15 protein-coding genes are annotated in these 16,577 nt (G+C 63.0%); 8 read left to right on the top strand and 7 right to left on the bottom strand.

Translation table 11 applies throughout. The features are described from left to right. Positions 1-39 precede the first annotated feature (39 nt). The 7 genes from pepN to O3656_RS01525 all read left to right on the top strand — a co-directional run bounded on the left by pepN (position 40) and on the right by O3656_RS01525 (position 6,570). Positions 40-2,619 carry an aminopeptidase N gene (gene pepN / locus O3656_RS01555; protein ID WP_500062303.1) on the top strand — a complete coding sequence of 860 codons (2,580 nt, stop codon included), beginning with the start codon at positions 40-42 and terminating at the stop codon, positions 2,617-2,619. Further along, the gene (locus O3656_RS01550; protein ID WP_500062302.1) at positions 2,616-3,470 is read left to right on the top strand and encodes a DUF881 domain-containing protein; all 855 of its coding nucleotides are present in this window, start codon (positions 2,616-2,618) and stop codon (positions 3,468-3,470) included. The genes pepN and O3656_RS01550 overlap by 4 nt, the downstream gene beginning before the upstream one ends. Continuing rightward, positions 3,467-3,799: a small basic family protein gene (locus O3656_RS01545; protein ID WP_007589292.1), complete on the top strand. Its 333-nt coding sequence runs from the start codon at positions 3,467-3,469 to the stop codon at positions 3,797-3,799. The genes O3656_RS01550 and O3656_RS01545 overlap by 4 nt, the downstream gene beginning before the upstream one ends. A 1-nt stretch (position 3,800) precedes the next feature. Continuing rightward, positions 3,801-4,601 carry a DUF881 domain-containing protein gene (locus O3656_RS01540; protein WP_500062301.1) on the top strand — a complete coding sequence of 267 codons (801 nt, stop codon included), beginning with the start codon at positions 3,801-3,803 and terminating at the stop codon, positions 4,599-4,601. 101 nt (positions 4,602-4,702) lie between these two features. Next, positions 4,703-5,137, top strand: a complete 435-nt coding sequence (locus O3656_RS01535) for an FHA domain-containing protein (protein ID WP_500062300.1) — start codon at positions 4,703-4,705, stop codon at positions 5,135-5,137. Position 5,138: 1 nt separating this feature from the next. Further along, complete coding sequence (gene ftsR / locus O3656_RS01530; RefSeq protein ID WP_500062299.1) at positions 5,139-5,906, top strand: transcriptional regulator FtsR; 768 nt, start codon at positions 5,139-5,141, stop codon at positions 5,904-5,906. Between the two features lie 112 nt (positions 5,907-6,018). Beyond that, a complete protein-coding gene (locus O3656_RS01525; protein ID WP_500062298.1) occupies positions 6,019-6,570 on the top strand; it encodes a MerR family transcriptional regulator in 552 nt (183 codons plus the stop codon). Between the two features lie 82 nt (positions 6,571-6,652). Here the strand turns inward: O3656_RS01525 and O3656_RS01520 are convergent, their stop codons facing one another. Together O3656_RS01520 and O3656_RS01515 are read right to left on the bottom strand one after the other, a co-directional pair. Further along, the gene (locus O3656_RS01520) at positions 6,653-8,167 is read right to left on the bottom strand and encodes an Hsp70 family protein (protein WP_500062297.1); all 1,515 of its coding nucleotides are present in this window, start codon (positions 8,165-8,167) and stop codon (positions 6,653-6,655) included. A 33-nt stretch (positions 8,168-8,200) separates the two neighbouring features. Further along, complete coding sequence (locus O3656_RS01515; RefSeq protein ID WP_500062296.1) at positions 8,201-8,944, bottom strand: phosphatase PAP2 family protein; 744 nt, start codon at positions 8,942-8,944, stop codon at positions 8,201-8,203. A gap of 163 nt (positions 8,945-9,107) precedes the next feature. Here O3656_RS01515 and O3656_RS01510 point away from each other — a divergent pair, with 163 nt between their 5' ends. After that, positions 9,108-9,473, top strand: coding sequence for an RNA polymerase-binding protein RbpA (locus O3656_RS01510; RefSeq protein WP_500062295.1), 366 nt, complete (start codon positions 9,108-9,110; stop codon positions 9,471-9,473). Here the strand turns inward: O3656_RS01510 and O3656_RS01505 are convergent, their stop codons facing one another. Genes O3656_RS01505 through O3656_RS01485 form a run of 5 tightly spaced genes read right to left on the bottom strand, consistent with a single transcriptional unit; the run spans position 9,474 to position 16,536 of the window. Next, complete coding sequence (locus tag O3656_RS01505) at positions 9,474-10,256, bottom strand: polyprenol monophosphomannose synthase (protein WP_500062294.1); 783 nt, start codon at positions 10,254-10,256, stop codon at positions 9,474-9,476. It abuts the gene before it with no gap. 19 nt (positions 10,257-10,275) lie between these two features. Next, positions 10,276-11,895, bottom strand: coding sequence for an apolipoprotein N-acyltransferase (gene lnt, locus O3656_RS01500; RefSeq protein WP_500062293.1), 1,620 nt, complete (start codon positions 11,893-11,895; stop codon positions 10,276-10,278). A 15-nt stretch (positions 11,896-11,910) separates the two neighbouring features. After that, complete coding sequence (locus tag O3656_RS01495) at positions 11,911-14,676, bottom strand: DEAD/DEAH box helicase (RefSeq protein WP_500062292.1); 2,766 nt, start codon at positions 14,674-14,676, stop codon at positions 11,911-11,913. Continuing rightward, the gene (locus tag O3656_RS01490; RefSeq protein ID WP_500062291.1) at positions 14,673-15,611 is read right to left on the bottom strand and encodes a helix-turn-helix transcriptional regulator; all 939 of its coding nucleotides are present in this window, start codon (positions 15,609-15,611) and stop codon (positions 14,673-14,675) included. The genes O3656_RS01495 and O3656_RS01490 overlap by 4 nt, the downstream gene beginning before the upstream one ends. After that, the gene (locus tag O3656_RS01485) at positions 15,604-16,536 is read right to left on the bottom strand and encodes a helix-turn-helix transcriptional regulator (protein ID WP_500062290.1); all 933 of its coding nucleotides are present in this window, start codon (positions 16,534-16,536) and stop codon (positions 15,604-15,606) included. The genes O3656_RS01490 and O3656_RS01485 overlap by 8 nt, the downstream gene beginning before the upstream one ends. Positions 16,537-16,577 lie beyond the last annotated feature (41 nt).

The raw sequence follows: 16,577 nt of genomic DNA, 5'->3' as shown, positions 1-16,577 counted from the left end.
CGCCACACAGACGGGCTGTGACACAGTAGGATGGGTGTCATGCAGATTTTGACACGCAACGAAGCAACAGATCGCGCTGCCCATCTACACGTCTCCGCCATCGACGTCGTGGTCGATATCCGAGGCGCCCAGGACACCACGATCCCCACCTATCCCGTGACGTCGACGCTCACGATGACGTCGGACGAGGAGCGCACCTTCATCGACATCGTGGGTGATGTCACCGAGGTCCTCCTCAATGGTGCCCCTCACCCGTTCGAGGACGATGAAGACCGAGTGTGGGTTGGCGGACTGCCGGTAGGGGAGCCCATCACCCTTCAGGTCCGCGCTCTCGCGCGCTATTCGCGAAGCGGTGAAGGCCTGCACCGCTACACCGATCCCGAGGACGGCGAGGTTTACCTCTACACCCAATTCGAGCCCAACGATGCCCACCGCGCGTGGCCGTGCATCGATCAGCCGGACGTGAAGCCGGAATGGACATTCCACGTCATCGCACCGGCGGGTTGGGTTGTCTCCTCCAACGGGATTGAGACAGGCGTCGAGGCTGTAGACGAGAGGGGCGCGCTCCGCCATGACTTCACGCCGACCCGTCCGCTCTCTAGCTACATCACGGCGATCGTTGCCGGCCCGTGGGCGGTCATCGAGGGAGGCACCTGGAGCGGTGGTGCGTCGGATGGCGGGCACGCCGAGCTGGCGCTGCGACTCCTGTGCCGTCGTACCCTCGCGCGCTACCTCGATTCCGATGATGTTTTCGAGGTGACCCGCGCCGGACTCGACTTCTACCATGCACGCTACGGCGTCACGTTCCCGTGGGGCTCCTACGACCAGGTATACGTGCCCGAATACAACCTGGGTGCCATGGAAAACCCTGGCTGCATCACCTTCAACGAAAACTACATTTCCCGCTCGGCACCGACGTTCTCCGAGCGCCAGCGCCGCGCGAACACAACGCTGCACGAAATGTGCCACATGTGGTTCGGAGACCTCGCCACGCCCTCGTGGTGGGATGACCTGTGGCTGAAGGAATCCTTTGCCGAGAACCAGGGTGCCAGCGCGATTGCAACCGCCACGCGTTACGTCGGAGAATGGGCGAACTTCGCGATGAACCGCAAGATCTGGGCCTACACGCAGGACCAGATGCCGACCACGCACCCGATCGCCGCCGACATTCCGGATGTTGCAGCTGCAAAGACCAACTTCGACGGCATCACCTACGCCAAGGGTGCGTCCGTCCTCAAGCAGCTGGTTGCCTGGGTCGGTGAGGACGCCTTCTATGAGGGCGCACGCCGCTACTTCGCCGAGCACAAGTTCGGCGCGACCAACCTGCAGGATCTGCTTGTTGCGCTTGAGGGTGCTTCGCGCCAGGAGCTCTCTTCGTGGAAGAACGCGTGGCTGGAGACCTCCGGTCCGTCGACGTTGTCCGCTTCATGGGTGACGGATGCAGTTGGTGCGATCACAGACTTCACGCTGCATCAGAGCGGCGAGGCCTGCGGGGGAGTTCTGCGTCCCCACCGTGTCACCGTGTCTACGTGGCGGGTCGCCGCCGGTGCGCTCGAACGTACGCACAGCTTCGACGTGCGCATCGAAGGCGAACAGGCTCCCATTGATCCCGATGGGCTCCTCGCGGTTCCCGGCGGAGCCGCCTCCGCTGACCTTGTCGTCGTTAACGACGACGACCTGACCTACGCGATTTCGCGCCTGGATGAGCGTTCGACCGACGTCGCGCTCACCTACGTGGGGTCGATCGACGTCGCGCTGACGCGCGCAGTTATCTGGGCGTCTTTGTGGAACGCGGTGCGCGACGGCTTGCTGGATCCGCGCCGCTTCATCGTCGCCGTCCTCACGGCCGTGCCCTCGGAGACTGAGCCAGCCATCCGTGATCGTCTGCTTCTCTTCGTCGCTGAAGCGATTTCGTCATTCCTGCCGGGTGACCTGCGCGCAGACGTGCACGATCAGGTCCTGGCCACCACGATCCGCTTGTCTCGTGAGACGCAAGACGCCGATGCCTGGCGCTCTTACACGCGCGCCTTTATCGCCGAGTTCGCGGCACGCGGTGGAGACGAGTACGAGGCGACCGTGCGCAGTTTTGCAGCGAGCGATAACCCTGACATTGCCTGGCGCGCGCGCCGAGCGCTGGCGGCGCGAGGCCTCGTCGATGCGGGTGCCATTGAAGCGTGGCGCAGCGCCGACGGTTCGGGCGAAGCAGCGCGCATGAGCGTCGAGGCGCTCGCTTCTCTGCCAATCGAGGAAGCGCGCCGCCACGCGTGGGAGTCGGTGTATTCGGAGACTCTGTCGAACGACTTCCTCACCGCGACGCTTGCCGGTTTGCAGGCCTCGTCATGGGAAGGTGAACCGGGCATTGAGGCCGCCGTCGATCGTCTTCGTTCCTACTGGGAGTCCCACACGATTGGTATGGCACTGCGCTATGCCAATGGGGTGCTCGCGTACGGGCTCGATATCGATCGTGACGGTAGCGTGTCCCGCTCGGTAGGCCTGCTGCGCTCCTGGCTCGACACCAATAGTGATGCACCCGCGCAGCTGCGCCGCATCGTCATCGAGCATCTCGACGCGTTTGAGCGTGACGAGCGCGTGCAGCGCCGTTGGAAGCAGGACCAGTGACACACGGGGGACATCGAGGTAACGCGGCAGGGCAGGCGGAGCAGGCCACCCATGCCGTCCCTGTCGACCCTGCGGCCTCGATGTCCCTCTTGAACTCCCTGCTCGCCAATCCCCTGGATGCGGGCTATGAACACTATCGTACCGATCACGGTTCGAGGCCAGCGAGTCTCATCGGAAAAATTGGCGTCTTCGCAGTTGCAGTCGCACTCGGTTTCGGGTCTATCGTTGCAACCTCCTCGCTCCGCGCACCTTCGGGGGACGTGAAATCTGATCTCAAGACTCAGGCGTCCGAGCGCTCGGCGACCGTCGAAGCCCTGAATGATGACGTGCAGTCGCTGGGCCGCGCCATCGATCAGTATTCCGAATCGGGCGCGAGCGCAGCCGCCGATCCGGCACAGGACATGGTGACTGCAACGACTCCGGTACGAGGCCCCGGCATCACCGTTACGCTCGCGGATCGTAGCGGTCCCGGAAAGGGGAGTGGGGCGGTACGTGACCAGGATCTTGCGATGGTCGTCAATGCACTGTGGGCTGCTGGCGCCGACGCAATCTCTGTCAACGGTCAACGGATTGGCCCTGACACCTTCGTGCGCACGGCCGGTTCCGTCATCCTCGTCAATGTCACGCCCGTGTCTTCGCCCTACGAAGTTTCTGCGATCGGCGACTCTAACGCCCTGTCTGTCTCTCTTGTGCGAGGGGCTACGGGAGACTACCTGTCGGCGGCGCAGTCAGTGACCGGTATGACCGTCTCCTCGAAAGTCTCTGACAACATCACGATGGAAGCGCTCACGCTTACGGACTCCCACTACGCAACGCCGGTGGGAGCATCCAACGAAGGAGGTTCTTCATGATTGCCGTTATCGGCTTAATCATCGGCATTGTTCTCGGTGTGCTCCTCGACCCGACGGTGCCAGCGTGGCTCACCCCGTTCCTGCCCGTGGCCGTTGTGGCGGGCCTCGATGCTCTCTTTGGAGCCGGGCGAGCGTGGCTTGAGGGCCGCTTCGCTGACCGAGTCTTCGTCACGTCCTTCTTCTGGAACGTTGTCGTGGCCTGCCTCCTCGTCTTCCTGGGGACGCAGCTCGGTGTCGGCTCGGCAATGACGACGGCGGTTGTCGTCGTTCTTGGCATCCGTATCTTCTCCAATACGGCATCGATTCGCCGCCTACTGCTGAAGGCTTGAGATGAACGAAGAATCCTCGACAGCTCGCGCCAGCGACGAGACACCCGAGAAGCTCACGCGCGCGCACGGCACCCACCGTGAAGAACGCGTCCACCCCCGTTTGTGGACGCGCGCTCGCCAAGCATTCTTCGCGCTGCCCCGCGGGCTCCACGTCGTGATGCTCGTGATCTTTATGATTCTTGGATTTGCCTTGGCGACTCAGGTGCGCGCACAACGCTCGGATCCGCTTGAGGGGCTCTCGGAACAGGACCTCGTGACTGTTCTCGATGAGCTCAGTACGCAGGAACAAAACCTGCGCAATCGCCGCGGCGAACTCTCCAGCGAACTCGACGACCTGCGCAGCGCAGCCAGTGAGGCCGACGCTCGCGAGCAGGCCACACGTAAAGCGCAGACTCAGGCGCAAATTGCAGCGGGCACTGTCGCGGTGCACGGCCCCGGTGTGACGGTGGGTGTGACGGACCCCAGCGCGAATCTGACGCCTACGCAGTTTGTTCAGACCCTGGGGGAGCTTCGTAACGCCGGTGCCGAGGCCATCGAACTCAACGGCGTGCGTCTGTCCACGCGTTCGGCGTTCACTGGCCAGGCTGGTTCGATCGTCGTCGATGGCACCCCGATCTCCTCTCCGTATACGTGGAAGGTGATCGGCGAAGGACAGACGATTGCGACAGCCCTCGACATTCAAGCTGGTTCAGCGGCGCAAATGCGAGCCAAGGGGGCGACGGTGACGATCACGCCGGTTAATGATCTATCGATTTCGTCGATCGCTACTCCGAAGCCACCTCAGTTTGCGACCTACGGGTGATGTCGTGTGCTGCAGGCGTTTCGCACCGGCGTTCTCGCGCCTGATACAAGGCGAACGTTTACACTTATCAGAGTCCATCTTCTTACTTATTGGAGCGCACAATGTCTGACAACCAGCCGTTCGATCCGACTGCAACCTCAGTTTTCGGCTTGGCGCCTGTGGTTGATGAGGTCGAAGAGGCACCCGTTGCGCTGTCTGCTCGTGATCGCGAAGCAGTGGAGGCCCTGCCTGCGGGCTCTGCGCTGCTCATTGTTCAGCGCGGGCCGAACACGGGTGCGCGTTTCCTCCTTGATCCGGAGGTGACCAACGCCGGTCGCTCTCCCAAGGCCGACATTTTCCTTGATGACGTCACCGTGTCGCGTAAGCATTGCCAGTTCATCGCGTCCGAGGGCGGGCACATCGTCCGCGATTCGGGTTCTCTGAACGGTACGTACGTCAACCGTGAGCGCGTTGATTCCATCCAGCTGCATGCCGGTGACGAAGTGCAGATTGGAAAGTATCGCCTGACCTATCAGCCGTCGACCAAGCAGGCCTGACGTGTCCGCAGCCGTTGCGCATGCACGGGGGGCGGCTTCGTCCCATGAGGCGCGCTCGTGGCCGCACGACGTCGATCACAGCCCCGAGCTGTCGATCGGCCGTGTTGTTGATGCCCTGAAGGAAGAGTTCCCTGCGATCTCGCTGTCCAAGGTGCGCTACCTGGAGAGCGAGGGGCTTGTCGCGCCCGCACGCACGGGATCGGGCTACCGCAAGTACTCGGCCGCTGACGTGGAGCGGCTACGCTACGTACTGACCGAGCAGCGTGACTCGTTCACTCCGCTCAGCGTCATCCGTGCGCAGCTCGATGCTCTCGATGCCGGGCATACGCCGACGCGACGCAGGGTGGCCCAAGTCGTCTCCTCTGAGGGGCAGACGGTCTCGCTGGGGGGACGGCGGGCTATCCCTGCTGCGGACTTGGCCGACTTGACGGGCGTCGATATGGAGACGTTGGAACGCTACACGCGTCTGGGACTCATTACGCCAGACCTGGCGGGGTACTTTCCCGCTCGCTGCGTTCAGACGGTGTCTGCAATCGCGCGCTTGGAGTGCGCCGGCGTCGATGTGCGCGTGTTGCGTGCCGTCCGTCAGGGGGCCGAGCGGAGTGCCGATATTATCGATCAGACCGTGTCCTCACAGAGGGGACGAGGCCGTGGCGCGGATCGCGAACGTGCGCGTGCTCGGGCGGTTGAGCTGGGGGAGTTGTTCGCCGAGCTGCATCGTGAGATGCTGACGGTTGCTGTATCTGCTCTCGCGGACGATGGAGACTAAGTCTCATGTTGAACATGAAGGTTAGACTCGCCGCTTCAGTCGTTGACCACCGTGCGTCGGTGCTCTACCGTAGTCCTGTTCTCATCAAGTACCACCTGCAAGGAGCCCGACAGTGAGCGCACAAGCGAACGTCGCTAGCCGGCAAGGCATGCTTTTCGGCGACCCGCTCGAAGGCCTTGACACCGACGAGATGGGCTACCGTGGCCCGGTTGCATGCAGCGCCGCTGGTATCACGTATCGCCAGCTCGACTACTGGGCTCGTACCGGCCTCCTCCAGCCGTCGATCCGCGCCGCGCGCGGTTCTGGTTCTCAGCGCCTCTACTCCTTCCGTGACATCCTCGTTCTAAAGGTCGTGAAGAAGCTCCTCGATGCGGGTGTGTCGCTGCAGCAGGTTCGTGTCGCCGTCTCCTCGCTGCAGAACAGGGGAGTGGACGACCTCGCCTCGATCACCCTGATGAGCGATGGGGCCTCCGTGTACGAATGCACGTCGACAGATGAGGTGATTGATCTCCTTCAGGGCGGCCAGGGTGTTTTCGGTATTGCCGTTGGCCGCGTCTGGCGCGAGGTCGAAGGTTCTCTCGCTGAGCTGCCGCTCGAGCGTTCCGAGCCGGCATTCGTCGACGAGCTCGCCGAGCGTCGCCGGTCGAAGCTTTCCGCTTCCTGACACGCGTCTTCAACGTTGGTGTGGGGTCCAGGCATCGTGCCTGGGCCCCACACTTATTGATAGGTGAGCACCGCCCGCGCGATTAACGCCGTCCGAGAGGGCGTGTCACGGTGTAGTCGGTCTCCAGGTCCGTGATTTCCACGGTGACCATGCCGTTTTCGTCGACGATGTAGGACTCTTCGATAAGGGGGCCATCCTCGGTACGAACGACGGGAACGGTCGAGAGGTCAATATCGGAGTGGCGCAGGGCGTGATCGAAGGGAAAGATAACCTCGCCGTAGGGCTGCAGGTCGCCGCGGGGCACCCCGGCCTCGTCGAATGACGAATACTCGACGAAGCGGAAGTAGCCGATGTTGTGTGCCGCCCGGTAGCGGCGCTTGATGGTCAGGGTCTCACCTGGAGCAAGCTCAGTGTTCGGCTCAAGGAGCGTGTCGAATGAGATGAACGAGCCAGCCTCGCGCTCACGGAAGACGCCGACGCCGCGAGAGAGCTGTTCGCGCACTGTGTACGCGGCCTCGGGATCGGCACCGATGGCCAGACCGATCGCGGTCGAGGCTGCCGTGTGTGGGGAGCGGTGCACGCGGCGGCCGAAGCGCGAACGGAGGATGCGGGCGACCAGCGGCAGCTGCGAGCCACCGCCCACGACGTAGAGACCGGCGATATCGCCGCCCAGCTGACCAACGCCTGACGCGTCGGGCACCAAGAGGGGTTCCATGGCGGCGACAGTCGAGTCAACCAGGGGAGTGGCTGCCTCGTAGAAGTCAGCAACGGGGATCGTCACGGGCTCGCCGTCAACGGGCACGGTAATGAACTTCGTCGAGGGGGAGAGGGTCTCCTTCGCGTCGCGCGCATCTTCGACGAGGCGCTGCCACGCTGCGTCGCCGAGTTTGCCCGAGTCCGTACCAGCCGCTGCGGCCAATCGGTTCGCGAGCACGACGTCGAAGTCGTCCCCGCCGACCATGTTGAGGCCACGCGATCCCATGACCTCGTGGAGTGTGCCTGTAGCCGACACGATCGAAGCGTCGAACGTGCCACCACCCAGGTCGTAGACGAGGATCGCTGTGCGCTTCGAATTGAGCGTCCCCGCGTGACGGTGGGTGTACTCGAAGCCTGCAGCGGAGGGCTCGTTCACCATCGCAAGGACATCCCAGCCGGCTCGGCGGAAGGCCTCAAGGGTGAGGAAGCGCTGCGCAGACCACGCGTGCGCAGGGACGCCCACGAGAGCCTCGAGCGGCTCAGATGCGGGGAGGGAGGCGACGGAGGAATTGGTGCGCAGCTGGTGCTCAACGTAGCTGAGGAAGCCAGTCAGTGCGTCGAGAATTGAGATGCTGTGGTTACCTAGGCGCAGAGTGGACGTGTCAGTGACTGATGGATCGGAGAGTAGACGCTTGAAGGAACGCAGATGAGGTGCACCTTCGTGGGCAGCTTCTTCCGCGTCGAAGCCGTACACCAGGTGGTCCCCGTCAAGAGCGATGATCGACGGGACGAAATCAACCGTATCGTCATTATTGTTGACGAAGGAGACGATGGGATAGTTCCCTCGGTCAACGATAGCGATCGCGGTGGTTGTGGTACCAAAATCAACTCCGAGTCTCATGACACCCACACTAGCGTTTATTGACGGGAGCTCCTAGGACGTCTCGCCGGTCGTTCGCACATTTCCCAGTAAGGCTCTGTTTGCAATGGTGATAAAGAGCCACGCGAGCAGGAAGTACACACATCCGGCAATGGCGTCAACCACATAATGATTAGCCGTTGCGACGATTGTCACGATGGTTACAACGGGGTGGGCGGCGAGAATCAGTCGCGCCCACCACGAGCGCCACACGTACGTGCCAAGCATGAATGCGACCCATATGGACCAACCCGTGTGCATCGATGGCATGGCTCCGTAGGGGTTCGCAAGCGTGCCAAACAGCTGGGAATATGCGGACGTGTGCTCGGCGACCGCATCGACAAAGCCGAGATCTGGGACCAGGCGTGGGGGAGCCAGCGGGTAGGTCCAGTAGGTGATGAGCGCGCCGATCGTCATGATAACGAGTGTCCATCGTGCCCGGCGGTAGTGGGTCGGGGCCTTGCGCCAGAGGGCGACCAACGCGAAGCCGGTCATCGCGAGGAAAGAGACGGCATACTGTGCGGACGCGAGGGAGGCGAGGAGCGGGTGGGCGGTCAGCCATGTGTTTGCTGAGCCTTCGATAAAGATGCCAATGCGCGACTCGAATGCGGCGACGTCGTGTGCATGCGCCACAGCGACAGACTCGGGGGCCTTGGCCAAGAATGACAGGACCGAGTATGCGAGGCATGCCAATGAGAGCGCGATGATCTCGCGAAGGGCAGGAGGCCGCTGGGAGCGTACGTGTAGGTCCGACGTCATGACAGCAACTGTAGCGCGTGGTCGGAGAGGGATCGATAAAGAAAAACGGACATAATGTACATTATCGGATCGAGGGCTTGGGTGGAGACGAGGCCGTGGAAGCGTTCCGCTTGACGTGTCAGATAGAATGGTCCCGTTTCGTTCTTTTGTTCAGGAGGCTGTTATGGCTGACCGCGCACTGCGTGGCATGCAGATCGGTGCGAAGTCCCTCGAATCCGAGGACGGCGTTGTTTTCGCCGACCGTTTCATCGCTCGTTACGTGTGCCCCAACGGTCACGAGTTCGAGGTGACGCTCTCCAGCGAGGCGACGGCTCCCGCAACCTGGGAATGCAAGTGTGGCCAGCAGGCTGATCTGATCGGTGAGACCGTCGAGGACGAGGACAACAAGCCCGTCAAGCCCCAGCGTACGCACTGGGACATGCTGCTTGAACGTCGCTCCATCGAAGAGCTCGAGGTCGTACTTTCCGAGCAGCTCACCGCTTACCGCGAGGGTCGTCTGCGTCCTGAGGGTTCGTACCGCAAGGGCTGATTACTGCGAGAACGCTCGACGGGCGGCTTGGGTCAGGCGACCCAGGCCGCCTTTCGTTACCATGACGAGTTCCTCGACGAAGATCGACGAATCAAGCTTCGATTCGCCGGCGATGCGTTCGTCAAAGGTGATGGGTACTTCGGCGATCACCGCTCCCAGAGATCGTTCGAGTTCGGTCATTTCGACCTGGAATCCAAAGCCGGTCGTCGCTACCCGATCGAGTACGTCGTTGTCTCGCAGGAAGGCTGCGCGGTGTAGGCGCAGGCCCGCAGTTGCATCCTTCACCGGTGTTCCCAGGCAGAATCGGACATAATAATTCCCCGCCTTTGAGAGCGCGACGCGCTTGTGAGACCAACCGTTAATGCGTCCGCCCGGCACCCAGCGCGACCCAATGACGAGGTCGGGTCGGTCGGGTCCAGCCATGCGCGTCAGTAGCTTCGGCAGATCCACTGGACGGTGCGATCCGTCGGCGTCCATCTGGAGTATGAACGGATATTCGTGCTCGATACCCCAGCCCATGCCGTCAACGTAGGCGGTGGCGAGCCCGGATTTTGCGGGTCGATGAAGGACATGGAGACGATCCTCGTGCGTGCAGCGAGAGTCAACCCACTCCCCTGTTCCATCCGGTGAGGAATCATCGACGATGAGGATGTGTGCGCGGGGTACATGGGACCAGATCTGCGTGAGGATCCCTGGAAGTGTCTCCATCTCGTTGTACGTCGGGATCACGATCAGGGTGTGGTCTCCCTGAGGAGACGGAACAAGGCGCTCAGGAATGGTCATGGGTCACATTTTGCCGAAATTAGTCGTTCGATGCACGCCTGGCGCGCGCTCGTGCCCTTATTCCCTGCCCGATAACAGTCACGAGGGCGAAGAAGCTGGTGATGAGCGTTGCAACCATGACGGCATGTGGAATCTTCTCCCCCGCCTGCGCGGTCAGCGTCAGAGAGGAACGAAGCGGAATATCGGCGGTGAGCGTTGCGGCCTGCTCGGTATCTGTTTGCTCCAGGATGGAACCATCGGGACGAATAACGTAGGAATGGCCCGTCGTCGAGGCCTGGACGGCACTGCGCGAGTACTCCATCGCGCGCATGCGTAGGAGCTGCCCCTGCTGCGCGGATTCCCCAGAAGATTGGAAGTGATAGTTGTTTGATGGGACGACAATGGCTTGACCGCCACGAGCAACGCCGTCGCCAATCACCATGGGGTAGGCGGCCTCGAAACAGATGCCTACCGCGAGAGGAACAGCGCGTCCATCGCGCGCCTGCACCGTCATGACGGGCGGCTCCTCCCCCGCCTCCATGTCTCGGCTTGATTGTGCGACTTCGGTCGCGAAGGACGCGATGAACTCACGCAGCGGGATGAATTCGCCGAAGGGAACAGGGACGTGTTTTGAGTAGCGGGCCGATTCTTCCAACCCCTGGCCCGGCTCCCAGATCGCGAGCCAGTTCTTGACGCGATCGCGTTCATTAAGGTTCGTGTAGCCGATCAGCACGGGCGCGTCGAGCGCGGAGGCAGCATGATCAACCGCCTGCCCGATTGCAGGGAACGCGACGGGATCACGGTCGACGGACCCCTCGCCCCAGATCGCCAGATCAAGCGGGTGATCAACCACGTCCGGTGAGCTCGCGAGCTCGAGGGAAGTGCGCACGTTGTTGCCGGTCACCTCGCCCTCATGCTCGTAAGCCTGTGCGCCCGGCAGAGCGATGTCGCCTTGGACAACACCGATACGTAGCATTCCGTTCTCTGCCTGGTTCGGCAGCGTGAGGGCGAGAGGCGCAACGTATGCGGCCGCGACGATGACGGCGAGTGTCGGCCGTGAAAACCAGTGCTCGCGAATCACCGATGCATCCCGAGCCGCGAATGCGCGGCGAACAAGGACGGCGAGGGCGACGACCACCGCGGTGATCACTGTCTTGCCGCCGTACGGGGCGAGGTGCCCGAGCGGAGAATCCACCTGAGGCAACGCCACGGAACCCCACGGAAAACCTGACCACGGCCACCGGGAACGCACCGCGTCGACTCCAGCCCACGTGAGACCGAACAGCAGCGCCTGCATGATCGGGCCGCGCGCCCACGCCCATAGCTGTGTCCACCTCGCGAACAGCACCCAGGCCACCAGGAAAAGCGTCTGTACGAATGCAAGCACGAACCACGGAGGCGTCGTACCGACGGCTAAAGGAATCCAGTCGATGAGCGGAAGCCAGAAGCTCATGCCGAACACAAACGTGACAGTTAACGCCCGCGGTGCCCTGGCCTCGTCGATGCGCGAGATGTATAGCGCCAGCGCGGGCACCGACAGCCACCACCATCCGACCGGCTGAAATGACGCGTACAGCGCGAGGCCTGCGATCGCCGCGATGAGCGAGTCACCGCATACGTGCGCAAACGAGGTGCGCTGCAAAATCTCCTGATGGCCCACAAGCCCTCCAGCTTTCTAAATGGTCGACCAAGCCACGATACCGCGACCGATGCGGTCCTTCGCGGCCTCGGCTTTGCGCGTCAACTCACTGCTTGACGCAGCCGAGGCAATCTGGCCGAGGCAATCCATGACCTGGCGCATCCAGCGGACAAAGTCACCCGCTTGGATCGGCGTCGCATCGATAGCTGTCGCTAGCGTTGATCCGTGTGCCCAGGCGAGTGTCGCTGCCATGAGGCCCGCATCCAGGTTCGGGGTGGGCTCACATCCGCATGCCTTCTCGACGCGATGCACGCGCTGGAGGATCGCCAGGCTTTCGTGCCAGGCCTCCTGAAGGCGAATACCTACCCCCGAGGGAGCGAGCTGCTGGGCATCGTCGTCGGAGCGAGAATCGTAGACAAGCGCGGACACCATGGACGCCAGTTCCGCTTCGTCAAGCTCGTTCCAGGTGCCCTCATTCATCGACATGGCCACCACCAGGTCGCGCTCGCCAAAGATTCGCCGCAAACGCTGACCGGCATCGGTGACCTCGTCACCGACCAGGAAACCGAGGCGCTCGAGGACCGTGCAGACGCGGTCGAACTGGGCGGCAACGGATCCCGTCTGGGAGTCAATCGAAGAGCGCAGACGGTCGATCTCACGTCCCAGGCGAGCCCACTGGGTGCCTGCACGCGCATGCTCCTCACGGTGGGGGCAGCGGTGGACCGGGTGCTGACGCATCGCAACGCGTAGCGCGGATACCGGGTCGGAGGCATCCGAATGCTCGGAGGGGACCTCATAGATACCCTGAGCGGCACCGGAACGCAGCTGACCGGCGATACGCGTCCGCTCCTTCGTGCGGCGCAGCGCAGAGCCTCCCGGGATGGACATGTGACCGACCACAGCAATCGCACCACGTACGTCTTCGGGAGCAAGGGCGCGCCACGTTGCGTCCTCGCCAATGATCGATACCTCGACCCTGCCCGAGGCACTGGTGGCCTTTGCTCCAACGACGCACAGGCGCGACTTGCGGCCTCGCACGAGGGCGAGAACGTCTCCGGTGCGCACCTCGGACAGCACGCGTCGAGACTTCTCGCGTGCTTCGTGCTTGCGCGCCCGTGCCCCCGACTTCTCCGCCTGACCGAGCTGGTCGCGCAGAGTCAGATACTCGCGCACATCACCGTGAGAACACGACAGGTCTTCCATCGTTGCCTCCCGCTGCACCTCGAGCTCGTTCAGCCGCGATGCCTGCGCGACGACGGCAGAGTCCGCCTGGTACTGCGCGAATGACGACTCTAAAACCTTGCGCGTCTGGGCGCGCGTCGAGCGTGCGAGCAGGTTGACAACCATGTTGTACGTCGGTGTGAAAGCGGAAATCAGAGGATAGGTGCGCTTCGAAGCGAGAGCAGCGACCTCCTCGGGCGCCACTCCCCCACGGTGCGAGACGACCGCGTGCCCTTCGGTGTCGATGCCGCGGCGCCCTGCTCGTCCCGAGAGCTGGGTATATTCACCAGCCGAGAGGGACACGTGCGCTGAACCGTTCCACTTCGTCAGAGATTCGATGACGACTGTACGCGCCGGCATATTGATGCCCAGAGCGAGCGTCTCGGTTGCGTACACCATTTTGACCAGGCCGCGCGAAAACAAATGTTCGACGGTCTCCTTCATGAGGGGCAGCATGCCCGCGTGGTGGGCGGCAATGCCGCGCATGAGGCCGCGTTTCCACGCCTCGGCGCCGAGAACGATCGCGTCCTCGGGCGGTAGTAGCGCAATGACCTCATCGACGTAGCTCTCGATCTCGGTGGCCTCCGAACGCGTCGTCAACGTGATACGCGTGGAGAGGATCTGGCGAACCGCATCCTCGCAGCCGGCGCGCGAGAAAATGAACGTAATTGCGGGCAGTAGCCCGGCGCGATCGAGTGAAATGAGCGTCGACGGGCGCGACTCGCGGCGACAGTGAACCTCGCGATTCCACGAGCGTGAGCCCCGACCACCTCGCATTCCAGAATCGCGCGTTGCAGCGACCAGCTCGGGGTTGAGCTTTCCTCTCCCCGTCGGGGCGTAGAGGTCGAAGATGTCCTCGCCGACGATCATGTGCTGGTAGAGCGGCACGGGACGCTTTTCGGAGACGACGATCTCGCACGAGGACCGTACCTCGCGGATCCACGCGCCGAACTCCTCGGCATTCGACACCGTCGCGGACAGAGCAATGATCGCGACGTGCGCCGGTAGGTGAATGATCACTTCCTCCCACACCGGGCCGCGCATCTTGTCCGCCAGGTAGTGCACCTCGTCAAGAATAACCACGCCCAGGTCGTCAAGGGGTGTGCCCGCATAGATCATGTTGCGCAGCACTTCGGTCGTCATAACGACGACGGGTGCGCCGGGATTGACCGACGTGTCACCGGTTGCGAGACCGACGTTGTCCGCTCCGAACAGGTCGCACAACTCCAGGTATTTCTGGTTGGAAAGAGCCTTGATGGGAGTCGTGTAGAACGCGCGCATTCCCTGCTCGAGAGCGACATATGCGCCGAACTGCCCAACGATCGTCTTGCCCGCACCGGTGGGTGCAGCGACGAGGACGGAACTGCCGGCCTCGACGGCATCGAGTGCTTGAATCTGGAATGGATCAGGGGTGAAGCTGAGCGTTGAGACCCAACGGGCACGCAGCGAGGCGGCCGCCTGTGCTTCCGCTTTGTAGGCGGCGTAGCGCTGTGCGGCGCTGCCCACCCCCAGGCCGACCTCCTCCTCATGAGTGTGAGCGTGCGTCTCACGGGTGCGATGTCGACGTCGTTTTGGGCTCACGATGCATCCTCTCGGTTCCACTGCGACAAAACGGTAAGCGCACGGCGCGCGGCAGCCCGGCGCATGTCCGGCGAAACAGCACGCAGGTGCGGGGCAATGTCAATCAGGAGACTCAGGCCCCACTGTTCATTCCAGACGGGCAGGGTAATCCGCGCTCCCCCATCGGCGAGCTCAGCGGCGATGTGACCGTCGTATTCGTCGGCGATCCATCGAGCATCGCGATCAACCTCGAGCGTCCAGGTCGGTGCGTCCTGGCGCACGCGGCGGGGCTCCTCAACGCGCCGGCCTTCGCCGCGCACGTCACTGATTGACGCGACCGCGAAACTGCGAGCCTGCTCCGCACGCGTACACCAGCCGCGCAGGAGCCAGCCGGTTGCGGTCGCTTCGAGCGACCACGGGTCGACAACGCGGCGCGTCTGGATACCCGAGGCGGACACGTAGGTGAAAGAGACACGCTCTTCGCGCACGAGCGCATCACGCAGGGCCTCCAGGCTCGCGCTCGACGAGGCCGGGGAAGCAATCGCTTCCACGTACTGCTCCCCGTCCGATTCCTTCAAGCCTCCCAGAGCACAGACAACGAGGGCAGCATGAGGGACGTGGGCGGCAAGATCGCTGCCCAACAAAGGCGTTATCGCAGACAGACCGATGAGAAGCGCCTGCGCCTCGAGTGCGGACAACCGCAGTGGCGCGGATGCGCCGAGTGTCGAGCGCAGCGTGACGCGTTGTTCTCGCTCGTAGAGCTCCCAATCGACCTCAAACGAGGCACCGGGTAGTGAGTCTCCGACGGACGCGAGATATTCAACGTCGCGGCGCACCTGCCGACGCGTGCGGTGGAAGTGAGCGGCAATATCGTCGACGGTTGAGCCAGGATGCTCACTCATCCACGTCACCATCGACGCAAGACGGACAACTGCTAGCTGAACGTTCTCAGGCATCGTCATCTCCCCACGTGGCGGCTGCCTGCAGGCGCGTCAATATGGCGTCGCGCAGAGTGTGCGGAGACACGACCACCACGTCGGCGGCCAGCGGGAGAAGACGACCGATCCATGTTCCTAGCTCAGCGTCTTCAAGGCCGACGCGTTCCCAGCCTCGCCGAGGCACGCCGCCCTCCTCGGGGACTCCCCCGGCCTCGTAGCCGTGAAGAATCATTCGTGCGGGAGATCCTGCGCGTACATCGACGACGGGAGAGACGAAGGAGGAGACCCGAGGAGGAATGCGTCCCTCGGGAGGAACCGATGCGTCCCCCGGCTCCCCGATGAAAGATACCTGTGAGCGTATGCGCGAGATACGGAACGTTCGCTCGGCACTGCGGTCAAGGTCCCAGCCCCACAGGTACAGAGCACGGCCCTGAACCGACAGAGCCCACGGCTCCACGGAACGCTCCGTCAACTGCCCGGATCCCGGGTATTCGAAACACACCACTCGGCGTTCACGGATGGCCTGAGACAAGGCGGTTGCAGCTCCGAGGCCGGTGAGCCCAAGACGAATTGTGGGAGCGGAGACATCATCACGGGACGCAGCAGCGGCTTTTGCGTCGATCGCATCGGCGAAAAACTCGCTGCTATCCCACGCGCGCGCGGCCAGCGACATCAGCGCACGATCGGCGCTCGTCACCTCAATACCTGGCGCGAAAGAATCCCAGGAAATGCTGTAGCGCTCCCCCGAACGAATCGTCATGTGAGCGCCCGCGTCACGCAGCGCATCCTTATCGCGCTGGAACTGGGTCTCAAAGGCATCATCTGCAAGCCCCTGATAGCCCGGAAGCTCCCGCAGCTGCGCCTTGGTGCGCCCGGGACGCGCGCCCAGGAGCTCCACAAAAAGCTCAAGGACGCGCACGTTAGCGTTGACGGCGGTACTCACCCGCCTACCCTACGCGAAGCGTGCGCGTCCCGAGCATGCGG

Origin of the sequence: Pauljensenia sp. 27098_8_83 (genome assembly GCF_041432695.1) — a bacterium.
Classification (GTDB): Bacteria; Actinomycetota; Actinomycetes; order Actinomycetales; family Actinomycetaceae; genus Pauljensenia.
The sequence above is the reverse complement of the archived record's forward strand: the minus strand, read 5'-3'. Positions and strand labels throughout refer to the sequence as shown.